Genomic DNA, 25,075 nt, shown 5'->3' with positions numbered 1-25,075 from the left:
TCACACCGCCTCGATCAGCATGGCACCGCCGAGCCCGCCGCCGATGCATTCGGTGGCAATCCCGCGCCGCGTGCCGAGCCGCTTCATCGCATTGACGAGATGCAGCACGATGCGGTTGCCGGACGTGCCGACGGGATGGCCGAGCGAAATCGCGCCGCCGTCGACGTTGAGTTTTTCGCGGTCGATCTCGCCGGCTGCACCGTCGAGCCTGAGAATCTCGCGGCAGAATTTGTCGTCGTTCCAGGCGGCGAGACAGCCGAGCACCTGCGTGGCGAAGGCCTCGTTCAGCTCCCAGGTCTCGACGTCCTGGAGGCTGAGATTGTTACGGGTCAGGAGCGGCGTGGCCGACATCACCGGGCCAAGGCCCATGATGCTCGGATCGAGCGCGGCCCAGTTGCTGTCGACGATCACGGCTTTGGGCGTCAGTCTGTGCTTTGCGACCGCCGCGTCGGAGGCGAGGATCACCCAGGACGCGCCATCGGTGATCTGCGAGGAATTGCCCGCAGTGACCTGGCCCCAGGGACGCTCGAACACCGGCCGGAGTTTTGCCAGTGTCTCGGCTGTCGAGTCCGGACGCACGCCGTCATCATGGTCGAAGAATTTTCCGTCGCGGGAGAACGCGGTCTCGACCTCGCCTTTCAGAAAACCCTCGGCCTGCGCGTGCGCAAGGCGTCGATGGCTCTCGGCCGCATAGGCATCCGACTGGGTGCGCGTAATGCCGAAGAGATGGCCGACAACTTCGGCAGTCTGGCCCATGTTCAATTCGGTGATGGGATCGGTCAGCCCGCGCTCAAGGCCGATGATCGGCTTGAGATCGCGCGGCCGCAGCTTGAAGGCGGCGGCGAGCTTCGCGGCCACGCCCTTGGCGGTCGCAAGCCCGGCGAACCAGCGCACGCCGGAATTCGGCCAGACCAACGGCGCGTGGCTGAGCGCTTCTGTGCCGCCGGCCAGGATCATGTCGGCATGGCCTTCGCGGATGTAGCGATAGGCGGTGTCGATCGACTGCATGCCGGAGCCGCAATTGATCTGCACGGTGAAGGCGACCATGTCCTCGCCCATGCCGAGCCGGAGCGCCGCGACGCGGGCCGGGTTCATCTCGTCGGCGATGACGTTGACGCAGCCGAGGATGACCTGATCGAAGTCGGTTGGCGAGAACGGCTGGCGCGCCAGCAGCGGCCGGCCGCATTGCACGGCGAGATCGACCGGCGTGAACGGCCCCGGTCCGGAGCGTGCTTTCAGAAACGGCGTCCGGCTGCCGTCGACGATGAATACCGGTCGTGCCATCAGCTCGCCGCCCTCTGTTCACCGAGTTCCTGGAAGAACTGATGCACGTCGCCGGTTTTCTTGTAAATCGGCGACAGCGCCTCTGGCGCAAAATCGTCGACCTCGATGACTTTTGTGACGGCTTCGTGAGCGGCCGCGAGCTGCTCGCCTTCGGCCTGCGTGATCACGCCCTTGGTGACGGCGTCCTTCCAGTCGCGGATATGCGCGGCGCGCATGCGCTTGGCGATCGCGTCGCTCCCTGTGACCAGCTTGAACGCGCGCTCCAGCCGGGCGAAGCCGCTGTCGTCGTCGACATGGGCGAGATCCGGCGTGAGGCGCTCGCGTGCGGCTGTGGGCTCCAACACGAGGCTTGCGCATTGGTGCACGACGCGGTCGGACGGGCCGAGCACGCGGGCACCGAACGGCTGGACCACGAGCTTGAGGATCACGGCAACGAAGCGGTTCGGCAGGTTGGCGAGGATCTCGGCGAGCCTGATCTCGATGGTTTTGAAGCCGGTCGCCATGCACCATTCCAGCGCGGCAAAATCCTCCTTCTGCCGGCCCTCGTCCTGCCAGCGCTTTAACGCGGCAGAGAGCAGGTACAGCTCGGAGAGGATGTCGCCAAAGCGCGCCGACAGCATCTCCTTGCGCTTGAGCGCCCCGCCGAGCGTCAGCAGCGCCATGTCGGCGCAAAGCGCGAACGCCGCGGAGTAGCGCGAAAGCTGGCGATAGAACGGCGTGGCGTCGCCTGCGTCCGGCGCAAGCGCAAAGGCGCCAAAAGTCCAGCTTCGGCCGAAGGCGCGGTACAGCGTCCGAAAGCTATGGCCGACATGCTTCCAGAACGCCTTGTCGAACGCGGTGAGACCGCGCTCGCGATCGGTGTCCGCAAGGGCGGTCATCTCGTCGAGAAGATAGGGGTGCGCGCGAATGGCGCCCTGCCCGAACACGATGAAACTGCGTGTGAGGATGTTGGCTCCCTCAACCGTGATGCCGACGGGGACGGCGCGGTGAAGATTGCCAATATAGTTCTGCGGACCGTCGATCACCGCTTTGCCGCCATGGATGTCCATGGCGTCGTCGACTGCGACGCGCATCCGCTCGGTCGCGTGCAGTTTCATGATGCCGGAGATCACGGCCGGATGAACGCCGTCATTCAGCGCCGCGCAAGTCAGCCGGCGCGCCGCGTCGAGTTGATAGGCAGTCGCCACGATGCGCGCGAGCGGCTCTTCGACGCCTTCGAACTTGGAGATGGAGATGCCGAACTGCTCGCGGATGCGGGCATAGGCGCCGGTGGTGCGCGCGGCATAGGCGGCGCCGGCAGCGGAAAGCGACGGCAGCGAAATGCCGCGGCCGGCGGCGAGCGCGGTCATCAGCATCTTCCAGCCCTGACCCAGCCGCTCCTGGCCGCCGATGACATAATCGAGCGGGATGAAGACATCCCGGCCCCAGTTCGGGCCGTTCTGGAACACCTGCATCGACGGCAGATGGCGGTGGCCGATCTCGACGCCGGGCAGATTGGTCGGGATCAGCGCGACGGTGATGCCGAGCTCTTCCTGATCGCCGACGAGATGATCGGGATCATGGGCCTTGAAGGCGAGACCCAACAGCGTCGCAACGGGACCGAGCGTGATGTAGCGCTTGTGCCAGTTCAGCCTGAGCCCTGTGACCTCGCGCCCCTCGAAGACGCCTTTGCAGATGATGCCGGTGTCGACCATCGAGGCGGCATCGGATCCAGCCTCCGGGCTGGTGAGACCGAAGCAGGGAATGTCGCGGCCGTCGGCAAGCCGCGGCAGCCAGCGCTCCTGCTGCTCTTTGGTGCCGAAGCGCATCAGGAGCTCGCCGGGACCGAGCGAGTTCGGCACCATCACCGTGACGGCGGCCGCAATCGAGCGGGTCGAGATTTTCCGCACCACCTCCGAATGGGCATAAGGCGAGAAGCCGAGGCCGCCAAACTCCTTCGGGATGATCATGCCGAAGAATTTTCCGCGCTTGATGAAGGTCCAGACGTCCTGGGGAAGATCGCGCCATTCCCAAAAGATCTTCCACTCGTCGAGCAGGGCGCAGAGCTCGTCGACGGGACCGTTGAGGAAGGCCCGCTCCTCGTCCGTCAGCGTTGCCTGCGGGATCTTGAGGAGCTTCGACCAATCGGGATTGCCGGTGAAGAGATCGGCGTCCCACCAGACGTCGCCAGCCTCCAGCGCCTCGCGCTCGGTGTCGGACATTGCCGGCAGCACGCCGCGCGCCCAGGAGAAGATCGGCTTTGTGATGGTGTCGCGGCGGAAGCTCATGGCGGACCTCATGCAACGGCGCGGTTACAAGGTATTTTAGCGGAAACTGGCTGGCAGAAGTGAACACTTCGCGCGCAAAAAGCAGCGAATTGACGCGGCCGGGCGGCCGCCCCCGGGGACCATAACGGCGGGGGCGTGCGGGCGGTTCCGGAAGGAGAATCGGTTGCGGGAGCCGTAGCCCGGATGGAGCGAAGCGAAATCCACCGACTTATCCGCCGACGAGAGAATTCCGGACTTCGCTGCGCTGCATCCTGGCTGCGGGCTTATCAACCCGCGCACCGCCAAGACCCTCGCACGCTGGCTCAACCTGCCGCTGTGGCTGGTCTATCACAGATCGAGCTTAAACCGCGCGCGACCCGACCGAGCCGCCCCATTCGCATTGACGCCACTCCCCCGATCTTGGCAATTGTTGCCCATTGGTTTCTTGGTTTTTCTGACTGGTAATAATGTCAAATCGCATCATATTGGCTCGCCTTGCACGTCGCTCTCTGGCATTGGCCCCGCTTGGTTTAGCCTTGCCCCTGTTCGGGATGTCCACCAGCCCGGCTCTTGCCAATAACGGCGGCGATCCGCTGTACTGCCAGCCGCAGGAGGGCGTCGGCTACCTGATCACCAACAGCGGCAGCGACGTCTGGACCGTCGATCCGGACTGCTTCGGCAATTTCAGCCCGAGCGTCCCCGCCGCGCTCACGAGCCAGTCAACGATTACGACGAGCGCCGGCGGAACGCTGACCCTGACCGTGACGCCAAGCGGCGGCAACTACGTCTACACGCCACCATCGGCCAGCTTCGTGGGCGTCGACACCTTTGACTTCACGGTGACCACGGAATGGAATAGCGCCGGCGGATCGGGGTCGGGAGGCCCGAGTAACAATTCACGTCCCGGCGCCCCGTACACCTTCACCGGTGTCAATGCGATCCAGCTCAACGTGCTCAACGCGACCTCGAGTTTGACGGCGCTGAAGAACACAGCGATTGCCGTGCCGGTCCCCGTCGGCAGCATCAGCGGATGCGGCAATCTCGGCTCGCCCGGCTCGGGGCCGCCCGCGGGCGCGGTCACCGGCTGTACCACCGCCGTCTCGGACTTGCCGCCGCTGGGTATCCCGCTCTCCCAGCAGCCATCGCACGGGACGCTCACGCGCACCGGCACCACGGGACTGACGTACACGCCGACGGCCGGATACTACGGCACGGACACCTTCAGCTATTACGCTCTGGGCGTGAATACGGACGGATAACGGGCGCTGGCCAGCGGCCAGATCTTCGACACGGTCACCGTCATGACCAACATCGACACGCTGAACCCGAGCTACAATGCCAGCCTGCTCGCGACCTTCCTCAATCCCATATTCACCGGCGGCACGCTGGCGCTCGACCAGCCCGGTGCGACTTACAACCAAGCCTTCACGCTCAATAACTCCACGACAAACACGATCGACCAGACCGGCCATGCGGCAACCTTCACCGGCGTGTTTTCCGACGCGACCACAGGCGGCAATCTCACCATCGCCAATAGCGGCGTCGGCGGCTCGGTGACGTTCGCCGCGGCGAACACCTATACCGGCTCCACGACCATCAACTCCGGCGCGACACTGAACCTCTCCGGTGCGGGCAGCATCGCAGCCTCCTCAAGGTTAGTCGACAACGGCACGTTCGATATCTCCGCGACGGCCTCTGGAGCAAGCCTGAAGAGCCTCGACGGCACCGGCACCGTAACTCTCGGCAACAAGACGCTGACGTTGACCAACGCGTCCGGCACCTTTGGGGGCAGCATCGCCGGCAACGGCGGCCTAGCGATCACCGGCGGTGCCGAAACGCTCAGCGGCGCGAGCAATTACAACGGCCCCACCAACATCAACGGCGGCACGCTGATCGTGAACGGCTCGATCACGAGTGCGGCGAATGTCGCCTCCGGCATGCTGTCCGGCACGGGCTCGGTCGGCAACACCATCGTCAACAGCGGCGGCGTGCTCGCTCCGGGATCCGCGACGCCCGGCACCTCGCTGACGATCGCGGGCAGTCTCGCCTTTGCCTCCGGCGCGACCTATCTCGTGACGCTCAACCAGACGACCGCAACATTTGCCAATGTCACGGGGAACGCGACGCTCGCCGGCACCGTGCTGCCGGTACTCTCGAGTGTCGCTTTCAAGAAGCAGTACGATATCCTGCATTCGGCGGGCCTGAACGGCACCACGTTCTCGGGCCTTTCGTCCGCCGCGTTCGGAAGCCAAGTCAGCGGCACGTTGAGCTACAGCGCCACCGACGTCTTTCTCAATCTCACCGCCCAGCTCGGTGCCGGCGGCGGGTTGAGCAACAACCAGCAGAACGTCGCATCCTCGATCAACAATTTCTTCAATTCCGGCGGTACGCTATCGCCGACCTTCACGCCCCTGTTCGGGCTTTCGGGAGCCGCGCTTGGTGCTGCCCTCAATCAGCTCACGGGTGAGACGGGCACGGCGTCGCAGCAGACGACATTCCAGGCCATGACGCAGTTCATGGGCCTGCTCACAGATCCCTTCATGGGACGCGGCAACAGCGTCAATGCGATGACAGGCGCGCCCGGCTACGCGGATGAAGGCGCAAGCGCCTATGCGGCGACGAAGCGGAATGCGGCAGAGCGCGACGCCTATGCGATGTTCGCCAAGGCGCGGCCGGCTCCGTTCGTGGAGCGCTGGGACGTGTGGGCGTCGGGATTTGGCGGGACCCAGACCACCGACGGCAATGCGATCGTGGGCTCGAACAGCACGACGAGCAGCGTGTTCGGCACGGCTGTCGGCGCCGACTACCTGTTCTCACCGAACACACTGGCCGGTTTCGCGTTGGCCGGTGGCGGGACCGGTTTCAACGTGACGGGAAGCGGCTGGGGTCGGTCCGACCTGTTCCAGGCCGGCGCCTATCTGCGCCACAATGACGGGCCAGCCTACATCTCCGCTGCGCTTGCCTATGGCTGGCAGGACATCACCACCAACCGGATCGTGAAGGTCGCGGGCCTGGATCGTTTGCAGGCCGAATTCAACGCGAACGCCTATTCCGGTCGCCTCGAAGGTGGCTACCGCTTCGTCGCGCCCTGGAATGGCGGGTTTGGCATCACGCCTTATGCGGCTGCGCAATTCACGACTTTTGATCTGCCGGCCTATGCCGAAACGGCCATCCAGGGCTCAGGCGCGTTCGGGCTCGCTTATGCTGCCAAGACGGCCACCGACACCCGCAGCGAGTTCGGTCTGCGGACCGACAAATCATTCGCCGTGCAGAATGGCGTCCTGACGCTGCGCGGACGGCTTGCCTGGGCTCACGACTTCAGCACGGATCGTTCGATCGCACCGACGTTCCAGTCGCTGCCCGGCGCCTCATTCGTGGTCAACGGCGCAATGCAAGCCGCCGACTCGGCGCTGACGACCGCCTCGGCCGAGATGAAGTGGATGAACGGCTGGTCGGCCGGTGCAACATTCGAGGGCGAATTCTCCAACGTGACGCGCAGCTACGGCGGCAAGGGCGTGGTGCGCTACCAGTGGTGAGGCGCTCCCGCTCCGATCGAATTGGAACGGTGCTCTGGATTTCTTTTCGACGCGCTTTCGCTACGCGAACCGGCATCCACTTCGCTCAAGAACGCTCTAATCCGGCCGGACCATCTCGAACATGTTTTCCGGCTTGATCTCAAAGTAGTCGCCGCGGCGCCCCGCGCGCACGATCGGACGGGCGGCTGCGGTCTGGTAGACGCCGTCCTTGATCATGGCCCTGTCGATGTGGACGGCGACGACCTCGCCCAGCGTCAGCCAGGCATCGGCCTCCTTGCCGTCGGCGCCCTTGAGGCGGACGATGTCGGACACCTTGCACTCGAAGGCGACGGGGCTCTCAGCCACGCGCGGCACGTTGACGAGCTTGCCCGGCACGGCAGTGAGGCCCGCGATCTCGAACTCGTCAACCTCAGGGCCAACATGCGCGGCGGTCGCGTTCATTTGCTTGGCGAGATCCATCGTTGCGAGATTCCAGACGAACTCGCCGGTCTGCTGGATGTTCTCCACCGAGTCCTTCCAGTTGGTGGAGGAGAAGCCAATGATCGGTGGCACGTAAGCGAAGGCGTTGAAGAAGCTGTACGGCGCGAGGTTGACGTGGCCCTTGGCATCGCGCGAGGAGATCCAGCCGATCGGCCGCGGTGCGATGATGGCGTTGAAGGGATCGTGCTTGAGGCCATGGCCCTTGGAGGGCTCGTAGAAGTACAGGTCTTTGTCGGTCACGCGAGGTCTTCCCTGATCCTGGTAGCCCGGATGGAGCGAAGCGTAATCCGGTCCGCCAGCGCAACGCTGAACCATCCCGGATTGCGCTTCGCTCCATCCGGGCTACATCAGCTCGCTTATAGGGCGAAATACCCCAACCCGTCAGTGGCGCGGCGACAGACCGGCGATGACGAAATCGATCATCTGGTCGATGGTCGGGCCCGGCTTGGTGGCGCACTGGGCGATCATCTGGGGGTGGAAGAAGCGCATCATGGCGGTGCAGGCGCACAACGAAGCCAGTTGCAGGTCCGGTGCCTCGAACTCGCCGGTGGCGGCGCCCTGGGCGATCATCTGACCGATGAAACCAGCGATGCGCTCCATATGGGTGACGCAGACGTCCCAGTCCTCCTGCATGGCGATCTCGACCATCTCATGCAGCTTGGAATCACCGACATAGCGCTCGGTGTTCATGCGGTTGACGGTGGTGAGCAGCTCGCGGAAGCGCTCGAGCACTGGACCGGGCCTCGCCACAATCCGCTGCGCCTCGAGCTCGACCTCGCCCATCAGCGAACGGGCCACCGACTGATGGATCGCCTTCTTCGATTCGAAGAAGCGATAGACGTTGGCGGGGCTCATCCGGAGCTCTTTGGCGATGTCCCCGACCGTGGTCTTCTGGTAGCCGATCACGCGGAACAGCCGCTCGGCCACCTCGAGAATACGATCCCGGGTGTCGCTTTCGATATGTTCCGCAACCAGTGTCATTTTTCAGGACTCGTTCGTCGATAGTCTTCTCATTTATTCAGCCGCTTCAGCAAGCGGAATTGCGTGCTGGTCATTGCTCCCATGCTGCGGCGCGGCAGGCTGCTCGGGAATGCCTGCCTCATCGAGGCTCTTGCGGAACCACAGGGCATAGAGGCCCGGCAGGTACAGCAGCGTCAGGAAGGTCGCGACGAACAAGCCGCCCATGATGGTGATCGCCATCGGGCCCCAGAAGGCGGAGCGCGACAGCGGGATCATGGCGAGGATGGCGGCGAGCGCCGTCAGCACCACCGGACGGGCACGGCGGACGGTCGCCTCGACGATCGCCTCGCGCCGGGTCAGGCCGTGGGAGACGTCGGTCTCGATCTGGTCGACCAGGATCACCGCGTTGCGCATGATCATGCCGGCGAGCGCGATCAGGCCGAGCAGCGCCACGAAGCCGAACGGAGCGTTGGCGACGTTGAGGCCGAAGGAGGCGCCGACGATGCCGAGCGGTGCGGTCAGGAACACCAGGAACAGCCGCGAGAAGCTCTGCAGCTGGATCATCAGCAGCGTCAGCATCACCATGACCATCACCGGGAAGAGGATGAAGATCGAGGCATTGCCCTTGGCGGATTCCTCGAACGCGCCACCCGGCTCGATGCGGTAGGCCGGCTCGAGGTAATCCCTGATCTGCTGCAGCTTCGGCGTTATCTGGTTGGTGACGTCGGGCGCCTGCACGCCGTCGACGACGTCGGAGCGCACGGTGATCGCCATGTCGCGGTTGCGCCGCCACATGATCGGCTCCTCGTGGGCATACTCGATCTTGGCGATCTGCTGCAGCGGCACGGCGACGCCGTTACGCGAGGTGATGGTGAGGTCGCCGACGCCGCCGAGGTCGAGACGTTCGGACGGGATCGCTCGTGCAACCACGCCAACCTTCTCGATGCCGTCACGCACGGTCGTGACCTGCGCGCCCGAGATCAGCATGGACAGCGCCTGCGAGACGTCCTGCGGGGTGAGACCCATGGCGCGGGCGCGGTCCTGATCGACGACGAGCTTGAGGTACGGAGACTGCTCGTTCCAGTCGAGCTGGACGTCCTTGACGTTCTTGTTCTGCCGCATGACGTCGCGAACCTGGTAGGCGATCTCGCGCACCTTGTTGGCGTCGGGGCCGATCACGCGGAACTGAACGGGGAAGCCGACCGGCGGACCGAAATTGAAACGGTCGACGCGCACGCGCGCTTCGGTCAGCATGCCATCGGCGACGGCGCCCTCGATCTTGGCCTTGACCCGCTCGCGTGCCTCGACGCCCTTGGCGACGATGACGATCTCGGCAAAGGCCTCGTTCGGCAGCTGCGGATTGAGGCCGAGCCAGAAGCGCGGCGAACCCTGGCCGACATAAGACGTGTAGGTCTCGATGTCCTTGTCGTCCTTCAGCAGCGTCTCGGCCTTCTTGACCGCCTTCTCGGTGACGTTGAAGGCGGTGCCTTCGGGCAGGCGCAGCTGCAGGAACAGCTCAGGCCGCTCCGACAGCGGGAAGAACTGCTGCTGGACATGGCCGAATCCGACGATGGAAGCAATGAAGACGCCGACGGTCGCCGCCACCACGGTGATGCGGTGATTGACGCACCACTGCACAATGGCGCGCAGGCCGCGGTACATGCGGGTCTCGTAGACCGCGTGCGGATCGTGATTTTGGTGCACCTTGATGTTGGGCAGCAGCATGACGCCGATATAGGGCGTGAAGATCACCGCCACGAACCAGGAGGCGACCAGCGCGATCGCCACGATCCAGAAGATGCTGCCGGCATATTCGCCGACCGCGGAATTGGCAAAGCCGATGGGGAGGAAGCCAGCGGCCGTGACCAGCGTTCCCGTGAGCATCGGAAACGCGGTGGATTCCCAGGCAAAGGACGCCGCGCGCATGCGGTCCCAGCCCTGCTCCATCTTCACCACCATCATCTCGACCGCGATGATGGCGTCGTCGACGAGCAGGCCGAGCGCGATGATCAGCGCGCCGAGCGAGATACGGTGCAGGTCGAGCGACATCGAGTTCATGACGATGAAGACGATGCCGAGCACCAGCGGCACCGAGAGCGCGACCACGATGCCGGTCCGCCAGCCGAGTGCGAGGAACGAGACGAACAGCACGATCGCGAGCGCCTCCATGAAGGAGTGCACGAACTCGCCGACGGCGTGCTCGACCACCTTGGGCTGATCGGCGATCAGCGCGACGTCGACGCCCTGCGGCACGGCCTTCATGAACTCCGCGGTCGCCTTCTCGACCTCCTTGCCGAGATCGAGAATGTTGGCGCCCTTGGCGGTGACGACGCCGATGCCGATCGCGGGCTTGCCTTCCTGGCGCACGACGAAGCTCGGCGGATCGACATAGCCGTGGGTGACGGTGGCAATGTCGCCGAGGCGGAACACGCGGCCGTTGCTCTCGACCGGGGTTTCGGCCACGGCCTTGGCGCCGTCGAGCGCACCGGTGACGCGCAGCGGCACACGCTGCGACGAAGTCTCGACCGTACCGGCCGGCGTGACGTTGTTCTGCTTGGCGAGCGAATCGAACAGCGCCTGCGGCGTGATGCCGAGGGTCGCGAGCTTCGCGTGGCTGAACTCAACGAAGATGCGCTCGTCCTGATTGCCGTAGACGTCGACCTTGGTCACGCCGGGCACCTTGAGCAGGCGCTGACGGAAACCTTCCGAGACCTTCTTGAGCTGGGCGTAGTCGACGCCGTCGCCAGTCATCATGTAGAGGATGGAATCGACGTCAGAGAATTCGTCGTTGACGACCGGTCCCAGAATGCCCGAGGGCAACTGACCCTGCACGTCGACCAGCTTCTTGCGCAGCAGATAGAAAAGATAAGGCACGTCCTTCGGCGGCGTGGAGTCGCGGAAGGTGACCTGGAGCGCGGTGAAGCCGGGCTTGGAATAGGTCTGCACCTTCTCAAAATAGGGCAGCTCCTGGATCTTCTTCTCGATGGGGTCGGCGACCTGGGCCTGCATTTCCTGCGCGGTCGCGCCCGGCCACAGCACTGAGACGTTGACCACCTTCACCGTGAAGAACGGATCTTCGGCGCGGCCGAGCTTCTGATAGGAGAAGAAGCCGGCGACGCCGAGCACGAGCATCAGGAACAGGACCAGCGTCGGATGGCTGACGGCCCAGGCCGAAAGGTTGAAGCGCTTCATCGCACTCTCCGGAAAAAACGATCCAATTGCCAAAAACGACAGCCGCTCTGTTCAAGGCGTCGTCGCGAGGCAGCGAAGCAATCCAGGGGGCTGGGCAGATTCTGGATCGCTTCGCCGCTTCAGCCTTTGCGTAGGACAAAGGCCGAAACTCACCTCACACGACGTAACTGGTAGTAACGCTCAGAAAGACAGTGACGACACGACCCGCACCTTCTGGCCGGGATCGAGCTTCTGGACGCCGAGCGTGACGATCTTGGCGCCCTCGTCGACACCGCTGGTGATGACGACATCGTTGCTGTCGTAGGACTTCACCGCCACCGGCTTCAGCGTGACCGCGCCATTGTCGTCGACGACGTAGAAGGACGGCTTGCCGCCTTCGTTGAACAGCGCCGACAGCGGCAGCCGCGCGACGCGCTCGGTGGCAGCGTCCGAAAGCGTCAGCGTCGCGGTCATGCCGAGCGAAACCTTGTCGTCGGCCTCGGGCAGCGAGAACTTTGCGAGATAGGTGCGCGTCGCGGAATCCGCGGTGGGCGCAATCTCGCGCAGCTTCGCCGTATATTTCTTGTTCGGCTCCGACCAAAGGGTGACGCTGGCGGCGCCCGACTTGGCACGTCCGACCAGCGTCTCAGGGATCGCGACGACCGCTTCCTTTTCGGCAAAGCGGGCGACACGGATCGAGGTCTGGCCTGCGGCAACCACCTGGCCGGGCTCGATCAGCGTTGCGGTGACGACACCACGGGCGTCGGCGTTGAGCGTCGCGTAGGAAAGGGAATTCTTCGTCAGCTCGACCGAGCGGACCGCGCGGTCAAGACGCGCGCGCGCTTCGTCGGCAGCGGCGCGGCTCGAATCCATCGCAGCGTCCGTGGTCCAGCCCTTGGCCTTCAAATCCTTGGCGCGCTGTTCGGCAGCGGCGGCCTGCGCCAGCACGCCGGTCGACGCGGTCTGCTCGGCCACGGCCTGCTCAGCCTGGAGCTTCAGGTCGACCTCATCGAGGGTGGCGAGCGGCTGGCCGATCTCGACGGTCTGGCCGACTTCGACCAGGCGCTTGGCAACCTTGCCGGCGACGCGAAAGCCGAGGTCGCTCTCGATCCGGGGCCGGACGGTGCCAACGAAGCTGCGCTCCGGCGTCTCGGCATCATAATGGGCGGTTGCGACCAGGACCGGCCGCGGCGGCTCAGCCTTTTGCGCCACGGTATCATTGCACCCGGCCAGCGCGGCGGCCATCAGGGCCAGCGACACACCCGCCAAGAGCCTGGAATAGCTGGACAAAACGGACCGAACGAACATCGGAGGACACTCCTGCGTCTGCAATGAGAGGAGTGTCGATTAATCACTGATAAAAGTCAATATTCGTCAGTCATCAGGAAAGCGTGATCGTTAAAGGGTGGTAACCCTCCCCGTCGCCCTGGCGAAAGCCAGGGCCCATTACCCGTGAAGTCGGTTGCTGGAAGAATATGTCTCCCCGCGCGCCCCAAGAGGAGCCGCGGGGTGTGGGCCCTGGCTTTCGCCAGGGCGACGTAGGTTCACCGCCCCTGTTCGGCGAACTCGTGCTTGGTCTCGTGGCCGCCGACGAAGACCAGAATGCCGGCGAGCAGCGGCAGGACGGCGAGCACCAGCAAACCTGTCGAAGTCTGGCCGGTGGCTTCCTTGACCCAGCCGATCAGATACGGGCCGCCGAAGCCGGCGAGATTGCCGATCGAGTTGATCAGCGCGATAGCGCCGGCGGCGGCGGTCCCCGACAGCCAGGACGTCGGCAAGGTCCAGAACACGCCGAAGACGCAGAACACGCCGATTGCGGCGAAGGTCAGCGCCACCATCGTCATGGTGGGATCGGTGATGTAGCTGGAGATGGCGAGCGCGACCGCGATCAGGATCATGGGGGCACCGACATGCATCACGCGTTCGCGGGTGGCGTCCGAATGCCGCGCCCACAGGATCATGGCGATGGTGCCGAACACATAGGGGATCGCGGTCACGAAGCCGGTCTGGGCGTTCGTGAGCCCGAACGCCTTGACGATCTGCGGCAGCCAGAACTGCATGCCATAGAGCGCGGCGACGAAGCCGAAATAGATCAGGCTCAGCGTGATCACCTTCGGCGACGACAAGGCTTCGCCAAGCGTCATATGCTTCGCCGCCTGCTTGACCGCGATCTCGGAATCGAGCCGCCCCTTCAGCCAGGCCTTCTGCTCGGCCGAGAGCCAGTCCGCCTTCTCCGGCTTGTCGGTGAGATAGAACCAGGTGACGATGCCGAGCAGCACCGAGGGAATGCCCTCGAGAACGAACAGCCACTGCCAGCCCTTCAGCCCCATCGCGCCGTCGAGACCGAGCAAGAGGCCCGAGATCGGCGCGCCGATCACGGTCGAGACCGGCACGGCGATGGCGAAGGCCGCGAGGAAGCGGCCGCGATATTCGGCCGGGTACCAATAGGTGAGATAGAGGATGATGCCAGGGAAGAAGCCGGCCTCGGCCACGCCGAGCAGGAAGCGCAACACGTAGAAGCTGGTCACGCCGTTCACCAGCGCCATCAGCGCCGAGATGATGCCCCAGGTCACCATGATGCGGGCGATCCAGCGGCTGGCGCCGAATTTCTCCAGCGCCAGATTGCTCGGCACCTCGAAGATGAAATAGCCGATGAAGAAGATGCCGGCGCCCCAGGAGAAGATCAGCGGCGTGAACTTCAACTCGGCGTTCATGGTTAGCGCGGCGAAGCCGAGATTGACGCGGTCGAGATAGGAGAAGAAATAGGCCAGCACCAGAAACGGGATCAGGCGCCAGGAAATGGCGCGGATGGTCGACGTCTCGATCTCCGACTTGTTGGTATTCCTGGCTCCCGCGGAACCGGTATAGGGTGTGGTCTGGCTCATGGCTTCCCCCGATTTGTTGCTTTTGTGAGCTAAATGGCGGTTTTCAGCATCACGGGCAAAGAGTCAATGGAAGCCATGCACGGAGCGCAGCCGGTCAACACCATAGCGCTGCAACAGCGGATGCTGATCCGCGTCGCCCTGGCGCTGGTCGTGATCGCCTGCGGGCTTTCCTTACGCTGGTACGGCTTTCCACTCGGGCTTTCCGCCTTCGTGGTGAAGTACGGCGGCTCGCTGCTGTGGGCGACGATGGTGTTTCTGCTGGTGGGGATTTTGCTGCCGTGGCTGACACGGAGCCAGCTTGCGGCCATCGCGGTGGCGATTGCGATCGTCGTCGAGTTCTCCCGGCTGGTGCACGTGCCATGGCTCGATGCATTCCGGCTCACCACCGCCGGCGCGCTGCTGTTGGGGCGGATCTTTTCGCTGTGGAATCTGGTGGCGTATGCGGTGGGGATTGCGTTCGGCGTTTGGATCGATCGGCTCGCCGCGATGCGCTAAGACAAGGGTGGGCAAAGGCGCGTTAGCGCCGTGCCCACCATTTTCCTTTAGGCCGTGACAGTGGTGGGCACGCTTCCGCCTTCGCTCTTTGAGCTACGGCGGACAAGTCGCTTTGCCTACCCTACGAGACTGGTGCCGCGGCTTCACTCCGCCAGCTGAAACCGCTCGAAGCGATCGAGCTCATCCTCGATCTTCTGCTTCAACTCCTTGCGCCCGGTCGTCTTCTTGCCCTGCCCGAGCCAGGTCCATTTCTGCATCAAGAGCTTCTTGGCCTGCCGGTCGGTCTTGAGATCGAGCGCGGCGACGATCTCGTCGCCGACCAGCACGGGCAGCGCGAAATAGCCGAGCTTACGCTTGGCCTTCGGCACATAGGCCTCGAACAGATGATTGTAGCCGAAGATGAGATTGGTGCGCTTGCGCTGGATGATCAGCGGATCGAACGGCGACAGGATGTGGACGAGATCGGGTGACACATCATGCGGCTCCAGCGCCGCAGGCGTGGCCCAATGCTCCTGCTTGCCGGCGCCCTCGATCGCGACCGGCACGAGCTCGCCGCGGCGGACGCGCGAGGCGATCAGGTGAGCGACCGCCTTCTTGCTCGGCGCATCGAGATGGCAGATCGAATCGAGACTGACCACGCCTTGCGAGCGCAACGCGCGGTCGAGCAGATAGGCCGTGATCTCCTTGGCCGAGGCTGGCTTCGGCAGCTTGTCCCAGCCGAAATGCCGCGTCATCAGATCATAGGTCTTGAGCATGCCCTGGCGCGCGCTGATGGTCGCGACGCCGGTGTAGAAGGCAAGCTGAAGCGCCCGCTTCGAGGGTTTGCGGCTCTGCCACAGATGCTCCTTCTCGGTGAGCACGTCGTCCTCGATGTCGCGGATCGTCAGCGGGCCGGACCGCAACAACCGCATCACCTTGCGCGTGTCGGCCGGCGTCACCGAGGCATACCATCTGTGCCCCTCGCGCTTGTGCTCGCGCATCGCCGGCAGGAAGAAGCGAAAATCGTTCGACGGCACGTAGGCCAACGCATGGGTCCAGTATTCGAACACGCTTCTGTCCACGCTCTGGGCATGACGCAGATCGGCCCGGCTGTAGGACGGGATGCGGCTGAAGAGGATGTGGTGATGGCAGCGCTCGATCACATTGATCGTGTCGATCTGCACATAGCCAAGATGGAAGACCGCATCAGCCACGGCCTGCGCGCCCTGCCCGAACGGTTCGCGCGTATCGAGCCGCTGGGCGCGCAGCCAGATCTGCCGGGCCTGTGTGGTCGGAAGCGGAAGGGGGTTGGGTGCGCGGGACATTGCGGGAGGCAATGTAGCGAGATTCGCGCCAGGAAAAAGAACAGGTGCCGGAGCGCCGCAAAGAAAAGCCGCGCTGCCATCTGCTGCCAGCGCGGCCCGGTCACGCCGGATTGGCGCGAAGCTTACTTCATCGCCATCGCCTTCTCGGCGTTCATGTAGTGCTTGCAGGCGCCGCGCATGTTGCCTTTGCTCATGTCGGAATTGGCCGAAGCCATCGACTTCCGAGCCGCGATCTTGCCGGCCGTGTCTTCACCGCCCATCCCGACAACGAGCTTGGCCATGTTGGCGCTGGTGCAGGCCATCTTGGCAGCCGATGCGGGAGACAGAGCAAGTGCAGCGAATGCCGCCGCGAGCAGCAGGGTCTTCATCAAATTTCCTCCTCCGGAAAACGAAACCAGCGTGATGCCGGCCTACGCGACAGCTATCTTTCCGGGATAGCGCCTCGCGGAGGAAGAGAGTTTCGCTCGATCTAGCGTGCGGCTTTTGGGCGCTCCCCCACGCTTCCGGTGGCGATATCGGGCTCGCATGCGGCCCTGCCCCGGCCCTCCGCCTGGCAGCGGTAGACGCTGCCGGTGAGGCGGTCGACCAGCCACATGTTCTCGTCGGTCGGAGCTTCGAGGCCGACATAGCGGGAGGTCAGTCCCGTGATCAGCGTCGACAGCAGGATCGCCACCGCAATCATCGCCGCGCCGATATAGATGGGCATGGCGTTCAGAGACACAGTCCGATCCGGCGGGCCGCTGCGATAGGATTGATAGTCACTTGGCCTCGGCACTGGATGGAACTCGGCTCCCTCGCCTGCGATATCTGATGAAGCGTGTCTGCTAGGCGCGCATCTGGCCGATTTCTTGTTCGCGAGCAGGCCATGCGGCGACGGCTTTGCGACGATAGATGTGCGCGGGTTTCCAAAGCAGAAGCGGCCCGGATCGGGCCGCTTTCACATCTCGCGGCTGGCCCTTATCAGCGCCCGAACAGCCCGCCCACCACGTGACCGAAGAGAGCGCCGGTGCCGTCCATGCCGCCGCCTCCGCCACTTCTGTGATAGCGGCGGCCACCGCCAGCCGAGGAGCGATGACGCGCCGGCTCGTCGTCGTCCGCCGAGGCGACGCGGGTGGAAACGATCTCCGACTGCATGGCCCTGTGCTGGAGCTTGTTGAGATAGCCGGTGGCGGGATAACCACGCGCGGCCTGCCAGCGCTTGATCGCCGAGCGTGTCTCGTCGTCGAACTTGCCGGTCGCCTTGATGTCGAAGCCGAGGCCGGTGAGGCGGCGCTGCACGTCGCGGCGCTGGTCCTTGTCCAGACCGATCTGGTCCTCGGAGACCTGATCGGCGGCGTCCTTGAAGGTCGAGGGATCGACGCCGGTCGTAAGATTGCGCGTCGTCGTCGAGGACCCATTCTGGATCGCGGCAATGCGCGCCAGGGCCAGCGACTTGAAGGCGCCGTTCGGATAGCTGGCCAGATAGGCGTTGAGCTCCTCGACGTTATTGTCCCTGATCGAGTGCCAGAACTCGAGCTCGACCTCGCCGGCCTGGGCGACGGACGCTGGAGCGGCAGCGTCGGCGAGCGCTACGTTGCCGGAGAAGACGAGAGCCGCGAGGGACATTGCCGCGATCAGAATGCGCATGGTCTTTTCCCCAGATCCAGAACCATCGATGGGAAGACTGTGAGCTCTTCGGCTGGATCTGAATGTGACATAGATCACGCAGGGGCTACGGCGGCTCGAACTGGCGCGGGACGACTGCTGTTCGCTGGTCGTCGGCGCGCCAGCCTTGAAACCGAAGCGCCTGCCCCAAACACCGCCAAACGCGCTAAAATGAGCCCGGCCCCCCCGTTACCAACGTGACGAGGATCACATCCGAGCCTTTGAACCTTCCCTATGCTCGCAGCATCAAATCGCCATCAGGCGTCACAGCGAGGATACGACAATGACCCATTTCAATAAGTTTTTTGGACTGAAGGCGATCACGCTCACGGCCGCGCTGTCGTTGACGGCGGGCCTGGCTTTCGCCGGCGATACCAACGTCTCCACCAACCAGATCCTGGATGCGTTGAAGCCCAAGCCGATCACCCGCGGCCTGTCCGCCGGTCCACAGGCCGATCCGACGGCGCAAGCCAAGGAAGCGACCTTCCTCAATACCGTGCGCAACCGGCAGACCCGTTCGCTCTCGATGGGTGAGCGCGAGCAGATCGCCGAGCTCGCATCGACCAAGCCGAACATCGATCTGGAGATCCAGTTCGACTACAACTCGGCCGACATCGCCAAGACCTCGGTGCCATCGGTGCAGGCGCTCGGCAAGGCGCTGTCTGACCCGTCGCTGAAGGGCTCGACCTTCGTCGTCGCCGGCCACACCGATGCGATCGGCGGCGAAGAATTCAATCAGGGCCTGTCGGAACGCCGCGCCGACACCATCAAGAAGTACCTGGTGCAGAACTACGGCCTCAGCGGCAACGATCTCGTCACCGTCGGCTATGGCAAGACCAAGCTGAAGGATGCCGCCAACGGCGCCGACCCGATCAACCGTCGCGTCCAGGTCGTGAACATGGACACCAAGACCGCGTCCAAATGATCTGAGGAATGTGATCTGAGACGCAATTGCAGCAATCGACAAACCGCCTGCCGCGAAAACAGCAGGCGGTTTTACGTTGTCAGATCCAGCTCTGGAACAGTATGAGCCGGTTGAACGTCTGCATCGACGTGCCGATGAAGGCGGCTGAGATCGGCAGCATCACCACAAAGCCGATCGCGGCAACGCCGACATAGGCCCACAACAGCCAGCGCGGCAGGCCCTCTCTGCGCAGCACATAGACCAGCGCGAGCGAGGCCGCGGTTGCGGCCGGCAGATAATAATAGATGAAGCCCAGCGTACGCGGCAGCAACGCCCAGGCGAGCCAGGGGCCGAAATAGAACGCCGCGATCAGGAAGGCATCCCAGCGACGCGTGACGACGAAGTCGCGCAACACCACGACGAGCGCGAGCAGCGCCGGCCATGCTACCAGCGGATTGCCGAGGAAAACGACCGCCGCGACGTTGTCGTCCGAGGTCTTGTCGAATAGGAACCACACGGGCCGCGCGAGCAGCGGCCAGGACGGCCACGAGCTCATATAAGTGTGGCCGGCGATCGCGGTGGTCGTGTTGTCGGCAAAGATGCGGCGCTGCGCCTCGATCAGATCCGGCAACGACACTCCGTAGAGCGGGACAAAAGCGGCGAGATAGGTCACGGCGGGCAGCAGCGCAAAACAGAGCACGGCATGATGCGCCCTGAAGGCGGGCCAGAGATCGGGGCGATACCAGTCGGCTGGTTTCGCGTCGGCAAACAATGTGTGCCAGCCCTGCATCAGGCGGATCACCGCCACAATGGCGATGCAGACACCGAGCGGAAACAGGCCACTCCATTTGCAGGCGGCCGCGAGACCGAACAACGCACCCGCGAGTGCGAACAGCGCCTGCGGTCGCTCTCGTCGGAAGCCGTGCATGAAAGCGGCGATGGCGAGCAGACCGAAGCCGAGTGCGAAGATGTCGAGCATCGCAATGCGCGCCTGCACATAGAGCATCTGGTTGAACGCCGCGATCAGCGCTGCTGCGATCGCGGGCCCTTGCGATCCGAACAGCGCGAGACCGCAGAGATAGATCGCGGCGATCGCGAGCGCACCGAACAGCGTCGCCGGATAGCGCCAGCCAAACGCGTTGTCGCCGAATGCTGCGATCGATGCTGCGATCAGCTCTTTCGCCAGCGGCGGATGCATCGGATTGAGCATCGGCTGCGACGTCCCGGAGCCCAGCATCTGCCGCGCCGCCGGCACATAATGCACCTCGTCGAACACGAATTTATCCGGCGTCGCTAGCCCGATCAGCAGCACGAGATGCGCAGCTAGGAAGATCGCGACAGCGATCACTGCGCTTCGCGACAAGTTCGGAGCCGCCTGTGCTTCACGCGACTGCTGTAGGACTATTTTGCGTGGCAAATCTGCGTCACCGCGAATAAAAAATAACTCGGCCGATCCATTGAACGCATTCTGCCGCAACTGTCACTAAGCTAACGCTCGTCTCGCGCCGCTTGTGATAATTCTGCCACAACACGGGCGTGCGCGTTCAGGGACTTCAATCGGGTACGATATGAATTTGCGTTTTCTGCTTTTCCCCACCCTGCTGTCGGCCGCACTGTGCGCTGCAACTTGCGCGCAGGCCCAAACGCGCGTCGGCGAAGCCGTCCTGGTTCAGAACGAAGTGGTGCGCGTCGCCGCGACCACGTCGCCGATCAGCGTCGGCGACAGCATGCTGCGTGACGAGACCGTGCGCACCGGCGCCGACAGCGCAGCGCGCTTCGTCATGGCCGACAGCACCAATCTGTCGCTTGGACCGAGCGCCACGCTGAAACTCGACCGCACCGTCTTCAACGACGAGCACAGCTATCGCGACGTCGCGATCCGCATGGCCACCGGCGCCTTCCGCTTCGTCACCGGACATTCGGCGAAGACCGCCTACAAGATCACGACGCCGCTCGCGACCATCGGCGTTCGCGGCACCACGCTCGACATCCTGTCCCAGCGCGGCCGCTCGGTCGTCGTGCTTCAGGAAGGCGCGGCCAGCGTCTGCACGTTGAACTTCCAGTGCATCCAGCTCACCCAGCCGGGCGACACCGCGGTCATTACTTCGACCGGCGGCAAGGTCTCCATCACCAAGACCAACACGCCGCCCTGGACTTTCGCCGCCAACTGCGCCGCGAATGCGGGGCTGTGCTCCGTCAACCAATATGCCGACGCTTCGCCGACCATCACGCCCGCTGTCCATGACGACGGCATGCTGTGCGGGCGCTGATGATGGCGAAGTTCAACGTCGGGCGCTTTATTCTCGCCATCGCACTGACGGCAACCGCAGCGCTTGCGCTGGCCGGGATCGATGCGCGTTCGGCCTCGGCGCAGGTGACCTGCGAATTCAACTGCAGCGAACCGACGCCTTCACCGTCACCGTCATATTCGCCGGCCCCATCGCCCACATACCCGTCCTCGACGGCGCCCTCCCCCTCGCCCAGCCCTTATTCGTCGCCGAGCCCGTATCCGACGTCCAGCCCGCCTCCGCCGCCAGGTCCGCCTCCGCCGACAAGCCCGACAGGCGCGGACTCCAGCGGCAACTCGATCGGCGGCCTCGCCAACCAGCGCTTCAACCAGATGATCACCAACCGCGTGCTCGGTACGGTGCTGCTCGGCGTCAACGAACAGGTCAATTGCAGCGACTGCGTCAGCGCGTTCGGCTCGGCCGGCTCGTTCTCGGCCGGCATCCACGGCCGCAAGGAGCTGACGCCCAATCTGTCGCTGCTCGCCGGCCTCGCCTACACGCAATACAGCGAGGGCGGCTACAACATCACCAGCGCGCCGATCGGCGCCTTCGCGCTGCGCTATGACTTCACCGATTGGGGCTCGTCGCGCCCGTTCTTCGACGTCGGCACGATCCTGACACCGTGGGAGAAAGCGCGCTATACCCGCAACTACAACACCAGCCTCGGCCCGGTGAGCGTGACCAGCTCGACCAATGCGGCGAACTACGCGGTTTACGGTCGCGCCGGCTGGATGAGCCGGCTGTCACCGCGCGACGAGGTCGCAGCCTCGGTCGAGGTCTGGCAGCTCTGGCAGCGCGTATCGGGCTATGCGGACAACGCGGTCGCGTTCAATCCGTTCGACGCCAGCATTGCGACCGGCACCGACCGCACCAGCCTGGTCAAGATCGGCGGCCAGTGGACCCATCTCTTCGCCGGCAACATCGAAACCAACATCAATGGCGGCTGGGTGCAGTCGTTCGCCAGCCATAGCGGCATCGTCGCCACCGTGACCGGCGACGGCATGGTGGTGCCGACGATGGGCAACCAGGGATGGTTCGAATATGGCGGCCGCCTCGGCTTCCGCGTGCAGAAGGGCTGGGTTGTGGACCTCTTCGCCAACGGCACGCTGGGCCCGCAGCCGGTCGGCAACACAATCCACGGCGGCGTGGGGCTGAGGATCAATTATTAGCGGAGTCGCCTCGAATTCCGCTGTCATGCCCCGCGACCCGGCTACGCCAAGGCTTCGCCGGGGTTTAAGTCCAGGGGCGCCGAAGCTTTAGCGTAGGCGGCAGGCGGGGCATCCAGTACGCCGCGGCTTATCAATTGGCCACCACCGCCTCGGAGTACTGGATCGCCCGGTCGAGCCGGGCGATGACAGCGAGATTACCGCACGGACATCGCCTCACGCCGCCGACTTGCCTTCGAACGCGCGCCGCAAGACCTCGACATCGAGCTTCACCATCTTCATCATGGCCTGCATCGCGCGTGCAGCGGCGGCCTTGTCGGGGCTCGTCAGGAAGTCGAACATCGCCTTCGGCACCACCTGCCAGGCAACGCCCCAGCGATCCCTCAGCCAACCGCACTGCTCTTCCTTGCCGCCATGGGCGAGGAATGCGCTCCAGACGCTGTCGACCTGCGCTTGGTCATCGCAATGGATCATCAGCGAGATCGCGTGCGTGTACTCCACCTTCATGCCGCCGTTGAGCGCGACCAGCGGCTGTCCGGCCACCGTGAACTCGACGACGAGCACGGAGCCCGCCTTGCCCGACGGGCCGTCCGAAACGTTCTGCTGAACGTGCGTGATCTCGGAGTTCGGCACCAGCGAGACATAGAACTTCGCGGCTTCCTCGGCATCGCCGTTGAACCACATGCAGGGCACGAGCTTGGACATTTGCAAATGCTCCTCTTCAGGTTTCGATCAGGCGGTCGCCATGGCGGGCTTCGGGGGGACCGCTGCCATGTCCAGCCAGTTCACACCCCACATGTGACCATCCGGATCCTCAAAGCTGCGGCCGTACATGAAGCTGTATTCGTCTTTCGGGCTGGGATCGGCCACCCCGCCCGCAGCCTCGGCCTTGCCGACGATCTCGTCGACCTCGTTCCGGCTGTCGGCGGACAGGCAGAACAGCGCCTGGTTCGAGGTCTTTGCATCAGCGATCGGCTTCGGCGTGAACTGACGGAATTTGTCGTGCGTCGTCAGCATCGCGTAGATGGTCTCGGAAAAGACCATGCAGCTCGCCGTGTCGTCACTGAATTGCGGGTTCCTGGTCGCGCCGATCGCCTCATAAAAGGCGGTCGCGCGCCTGAGGTCGGTCACCGGCAGATTGAGGAAAATCATCCTGGGCATCGGAGGCTCCTTGGGCGGGTTCTGCCCAAGGACGGATGACTGAATCGCCGACCGACACGGTGTCCGGAATATTTTTTCGACCGCCGGCTGCGGGGTTCTGTCGCACCGAACCCCGCGCGGTGTTCGGCCTCACTTCTTCTCGTTCGGATCCCGGTGAACCGGATCGATCCACAGCACGGTCTCGGGCTTTTCGACCGGCTCGATGTCGAGATTGATCGCGACCGCCTCGCCGTCGCTTCGCACCAGCACGCATTCCAGCACTTCGTCGCGGCTGGCGTTGATCTCCTGGTGCGGTACGTAGGGCGGCACGAAAATGAAATCACCGGGGCCGGCCTCGGCCGTGAATTGCAAGCTCTCGCCCCAGCGCATCCGCGCCTTGCCCTTCACTACATAGATCACGCTTTCGAGATGTCCGTGATGATGCGCGCCGGTCTTCGCATCCGGTTTGATGCTGACCGTGCCCGCCCACAATTTCTGCGCGCCGACGCGCGCGAAATTGATCGCGGCGGCGCGGTCCATGCCGGCCGTCGACGGCACGTTGGTATCGAGCTGATTGCCCGGAATGACGCGCACGCCGTCATGTTTCCAGCGATCGTCATGATGATCGTGGTCATGGTGGGAATGGCTGTGGTCATGGCCGGTCATGGGTCTTGCTTTCTGTTGGTTCCGTGCGAGCGAAACTAACCAAAGCTACGGCGGCAAGCCATACCAAAAAAGGAACTCTCCCAGCTGCCCTGCATTGTTATTCCGAGCAATCTGGAAGGAGAGTTTCATGGGTAGCACGAGCGACAAGATCAAGGGCACCGCCAACGAAGCCATCGGCAAGGCCAAGCAGGGCATCGGTGAAGCCACCGGTTCCGAACGCCTGCAGGGCGAAGGCGTGGTCCAGGAGGTGAAGGGCAAGGGCCAGAAGGCCATGGGCGATGCCAAGGACGCGGCAAAGGAAGCGATCGATCGCGCCGCTGCGGCCGCACGTCGCGCGGCGGAGTAGCGCGCGCAACGGAGAACTGAAAAGACCGGCCGAAAGGCCGGTCTTTTTGTTTGTGCGCTCACTTCACCGCGAGCAATTCTACATCGAACATCAGCGTCGCATTCGGCGGGATCACGCCGCCGGCGCCGCGTGCGCCGTAGCCGAGCTGCGGCGGGATGATCAGCGTGCGCTTGCCGCCGACCTTCATCGTGGAGACGCCCTCGTCCCAGCCGGCGATGACGCGGCCCTTGCCGATCGGGAATTCGAACGGCTCGTTGCGATCGACGGACGAGTCGAACTTCTTGCCCTTCTGGCCATTCTCATAGAGCCAGCCGGTGTAGTGCATCACGCAAATCTGGCCGGGCTTCGGCGAAGCGCCGGTGCCGACGACGCTGTCGATAGTCTGCAAGCCTGAAGCTGTGGTCATGGGTTTTCCTGCGGTCTGGGCCGAGGCCGTGGTGGAAACGAATGTCGACACGCCGGCGATCACAGTGATCGCGAGGGCCGACATGATGGCGAGGAGTGCGCGCTGAAAACGCTGCATAGAATACCTTCCGTTTGAGGCGGAAGGTGTCTAGCGC

The 25,075-nt window shown here is 64.0% G+C and carries 22 protein-coding genes and 1 pseudogene; 7 read left to right on the top strand and 16 right to left on the bottom strand.

Translation table 11 applies throughout. The features are described 5' to 3' along the window. Both ACLFLU_RS11020 and ACLFLU_RS11015 read right to left on the bottom strand, forming a co-directional pair. Window positions 1-1,284, bottom strand: a complete 1,284-nt coding sequence (locus tag ACLFLU_RS11020; protein ID WP_426412211.1) for an acetyl-CoA C-acetyltransferase — start codon at window positions 1,282-1,284, stop codon at window positions 1-3. After that, on the bottom strand, window positions 1,284-3,551 hold the full coding sequence (locus ACLFLU_RS11015; protein WP_426412210.1) for an acyl-CoA dehydrogenase: 2,268 nt from the start codon (window positions 3,549-3,551) through the stop codon (window positions 1,284-1,286). The genes ACLFLU_RS11020 and ACLFLU_RS11015 overlap by 1 nt, the downstream gene beginning before the upstream one ends. Before the next feature lie 446 nt (window positions 3,552-3,997). Here ACLFLU_RS11015 and ACLFLU_RS11010 point away from each other — a divergent pair, with 446 nt between their 5' ends. Together ACLFLU_RS11010 and ACLFLU_RS11005 are read left to right on the top strand one after the other, a co-directional pair. Then, window positions 3,998-4,789 (top strand): Ig-like domain-containing protein, encoded by a 792-nt coding sequence (locus tag ACLFLU_RS11010; RefSeq protein ID WP_426412209.1) that lies wholly within the window; start codon window positions 3,998-4,000, stop codon window positions 4,787-4,789. A 42-nt stretch (window positions 4,790-4,831) separates the two neighbouring features. Beyond that, the gene (locus ACLFLU_RS11005) at window positions 4,832-7,066 is read left to right on the top strand and encodes an autotransporter domain-containing protein (protein ID WP_426412208.1); all 2,235 of its coding nucleotides are present in this window, start codon (window positions 4,832-4,834) and stop codon (window positions 7,064-7,066) included. 96 nt (window positions 7,067-7,162) lie between these two features. Here the strand turns inward: ACLFLU_RS11005 and ACLFLU_RS11000 are convergent, their stop codons facing one another. From ACLFLU_RS11000 to ACLFLU_RS10980, 5 genes are all read right to left on the bottom strand, one after another. After that, window positions 7,163-7,786 (bottom strand): flavin reductase family protein, encoded by a 624-nt coding sequence (locus tag ACLFLU_RS11000; RefSeq protein WP_426412207.1) that lies wholly within the window; start codon window positions 7,784-7,786, stop codon window positions 7,163-7,165. 141 nt (window positions 7,787-7,927) lie between these two features. Continuing rightward, window positions 7,928-8,527, bottom strand: coding sequence for a TetR/AcrR family transcriptional regulator (locus ACLFLU_RS10995; protein ID WP_426412206.1), 600 nt, complete (start codon window positions 8,525-8,527; stop codon window positions 7,928-7,930). A gap of 33 nt (window positions 8,528-8,560) precedes the next feature. Beyond that, entirely contained in the window at window positions 8,561-11,698 is a 3,138-nt protein-coding gene (locus tag ACLFLU_RS10990) for an efflux RND transporter permease subunit (RefSeq protein ID WP_426412205.1), read from the bottom strand. 180 nt (window positions 11,699-11,878) lie between these two features. Further along, the gene (locus tag ACLFLU_RS10985) at window positions 11,879-12,985 is read right to left on the bottom strand and encodes an efflux RND transporter periplasmic adaptor subunit (protein WP_426412204.1); all 1,107 of its coding nucleotides are present in this window, start codon (window positions 12,983-12,985) and stop codon (window positions 11,879-11,881) included. Between the two features lie 236 nt (window positions 12,986-13,221). Continuing rightward, on the bottom strand, window positions 13,222-14,562 hold the full coding sequence (locus tag ACLFLU_RS10980; RefSeq protein ID WP_426412203.1) for an MFS transporter: 1,341 nt from the start codon (window positions 14,560-14,562) through the stop codon (window positions 13,222-13,224). 75 nt (window positions 14,563-14,637) lie between these two features. On the opposite strand from ACLFLU_RS10980, the gene ACLFLU_RS10975 reads away from it, so the two are divergent. Then, complete coding sequence (locus ACLFLU_RS10975; RefSeq protein WP_426413965.1) at window positions 14,638-15,057, top strand: DUF2809 domain-containing protein; 420 nt, start codon at window positions 14,638-14,640, stop codon at window positions 15,055-15,057. 143 nt (window positions 15,058-15,200) lie between these two features. On the opposite strand, the gene ACLFLU_RS10970 is transcribed toward ACLFLU_RS10975, so the two are convergent. From ACLFLU_RS10970 to ACLFLU_RS10955, 4 genes and pseudogenes are all read right to left on the bottom strand, one after another. Then, window positions 15,201-16,361 (bottom strand): winged helix-turn-helix domain-containing protein, encoded by a 1,161-nt coding sequence (locus tag ACLFLU_RS10970; RefSeq protein WP_426412202.1) that lies wholly within the window; start codon window positions 16,359-16,361, stop codon window positions 15,201-15,203. A gap of 122 nt (window positions 16,362-16,483) precedes the next feature. Next, window positions 16,484-16,729, bottom strand: a complete 246-nt coding sequence (locus ACLFLU_RS10965) for a hypothetical protein (protein WP_426412201.1) — start codon at window positions 16,727-16,729, stop codon at window positions 16,484-16,486. A 101-nt stretch (window positions 16,730-16,830) separates the two neighbouring features. After that, the gene (locus ACLFLU_RS10960; protein ID WP_426412200.1) at window positions 16,831-17,067 is read right to left on the bottom strand and encodes a hypothetical protein; all 237 of its coding nucleotides are present in this window, start codon (window positions 17,065-17,067) and stop codon (window positions 16,831-16,833) included. Between the two features lie 254 nt (window positions 17,068-17,321). Beyond that, window positions 17,322-17,924 (bottom strand): annotated as a pseudogene (locus tag ACLFLU_RS10955) (peptidoglycan-binding domain-containing protein); the annotation flags it as partial. 364 nt (window positions 17,925-18,288) lie between these two features. Between ACLFLU_RS10955 and ACLFLU_RS10950 the strand changes: the two are divergent. After that, window positions 18,289-18,930: an OmpA family protein gene (locus tag ACLFLU_RS10950; protein WP_426412199.1), complete on the top strand. Its 642-nt coding sequence runs from the start codon at window positions 18,289-18,291 to the stop codon at window positions 18,928-18,930. Between the two features lie 79 nt (window positions 18,931-19,009). Here ACLFLU_RS10950 and ACLFLU_RS10945 read toward each other — a convergent pair whose 3' ends face one another. Next, window positions 19,010-20,272 (bottom strand): phospholipid carrier-dependent glycosyltransferase, encoded by a 1,263-nt coding sequence (locus tag ACLFLU_RS10945; protein ID WP_426412198.1) that lies wholly within the window; start codon window positions 20,270-20,272, stop codon window positions 19,010-19,012. Between the two features lie 205 nt (window positions 20,273-20,477). On the opposite strand from ACLFLU_RS10945, the gene ACLFLU_RS10940 reads away from it, so the two are divergent. After that, window positions 20,478-21,179 (top strand): FecR family protein, encoded by a 702-nt coding sequence (locus ACLFLU_RS10940; RefSeq protein ID WP_426412197.1) that lies wholly within the window; start codon window positions 20,478-20,480, stop codon window positions 21,177-21,179. A gap of 2 nt (window positions 21,180-21,181) precedes the next feature. Continuing rightward, window positions 21,182-22,366 (top strand): hypothetical protein, encoded by a 1,185-nt coding sequence (locus ACLFLU_RS10935; protein WP_426412196.1) that lies wholly within the window; start codon window positions 21,182-21,184, stop codon window positions 22,364-22,366. Window positions 22,367-22,579: 213 nt separating this feature from the next. Here the strand turns inward: ACLFLU_RS10935 and ACLFLU_RS10930 are convergent, their stop codons facing one another. From ACLFLU_RS10930 to ACLFLU_RS10920, 3 genes are all read right to left on the bottom strand, one after another. Beyond that, on the bottom strand, window positions 22,580-23,068 hold the full coding sequence (locus tag ACLFLU_RS10930) for a VOC family protein (RefSeq protein WP_426412195.1): 489 nt from the start codon (window positions 23,066-23,068) through the stop codon (window positions 22,580-22,582). Window positions 23,069-23,095: 27 nt separating this feature from the next. Further along, window positions 23,096-23,524 (bottom strand): VOC family protein, encoded by a 429-nt coding sequence (locus tag ACLFLU_RS10925; RefSeq protein WP_426412194.1) that lies wholly within the window; start codon window positions 23,522-23,524, stop codon window positions 23,096-23,098. 129 nt (window positions 23,525-23,653) lie between these two features. Then, window positions 23,654-24,169, bottom strand: a complete 516-nt coding sequence (locus ACLFLU_RS10920) for a cupin domain-containing protein (RefSeq protein ID WP_234681915.1) — start codon at window positions 24,167-24,169, stop codon at window positions 23,654-23,656. A 127-nt stretch (window positions 24,170-24,296) separates the two neighbouring features. On the opposite strand from ACLFLU_RS10920, the gene ACLFLU_RS10915 reads away from it, so the two are divergent. Continuing rightward, the gene (locus ACLFLU_RS10915) at window positions 24,297-24,515 is read left to right on the top strand and encodes a CsbD family protein (RefSeq protein ID WP_254129232.1); all 219 of its coding nucleotides are present in this window, start codon (window positions 24,297-24,299) and stop codon (window positions 24,513-24,515) included. Window positions 24,516-24,573: 58 nt separating this feature from the next. On the opposite strand, the gene ACLFLU_RS10910 is transcribed toward ACLFLU_RS10915, so the two are convergent. Then, a complete protein-coding gene (locus tag ACLFLU_RS10910; RefSeq protein ID WP_426412193.1) occupies window positions 24,574-25,038 on the bottom strand; it encodes an FKBP-type peptidyl-prolyl cis-trans isomerase in 465 nt (154 codons plus the stop codon). Between the last annotated feature and the right edge of the window lie 37 nt (window positions 25,039-25,075).

This window comes from Bradyrhizobium ganzhouense, from assembly GCF_049949285.1.
Classification (GTDB): Bacteria; Pseudomonadota; Alphaproteobacteria; order Rhizobiales; family Xanthobacteraceae; genus Bradyrhizobium; species Bradyrhizobium ganzhouense.
The sequence above is the reverse complement of the archived record's forward strand: the minus strand, read 5'-3'. Positions and strand labels throughout refer to the sequence as shown.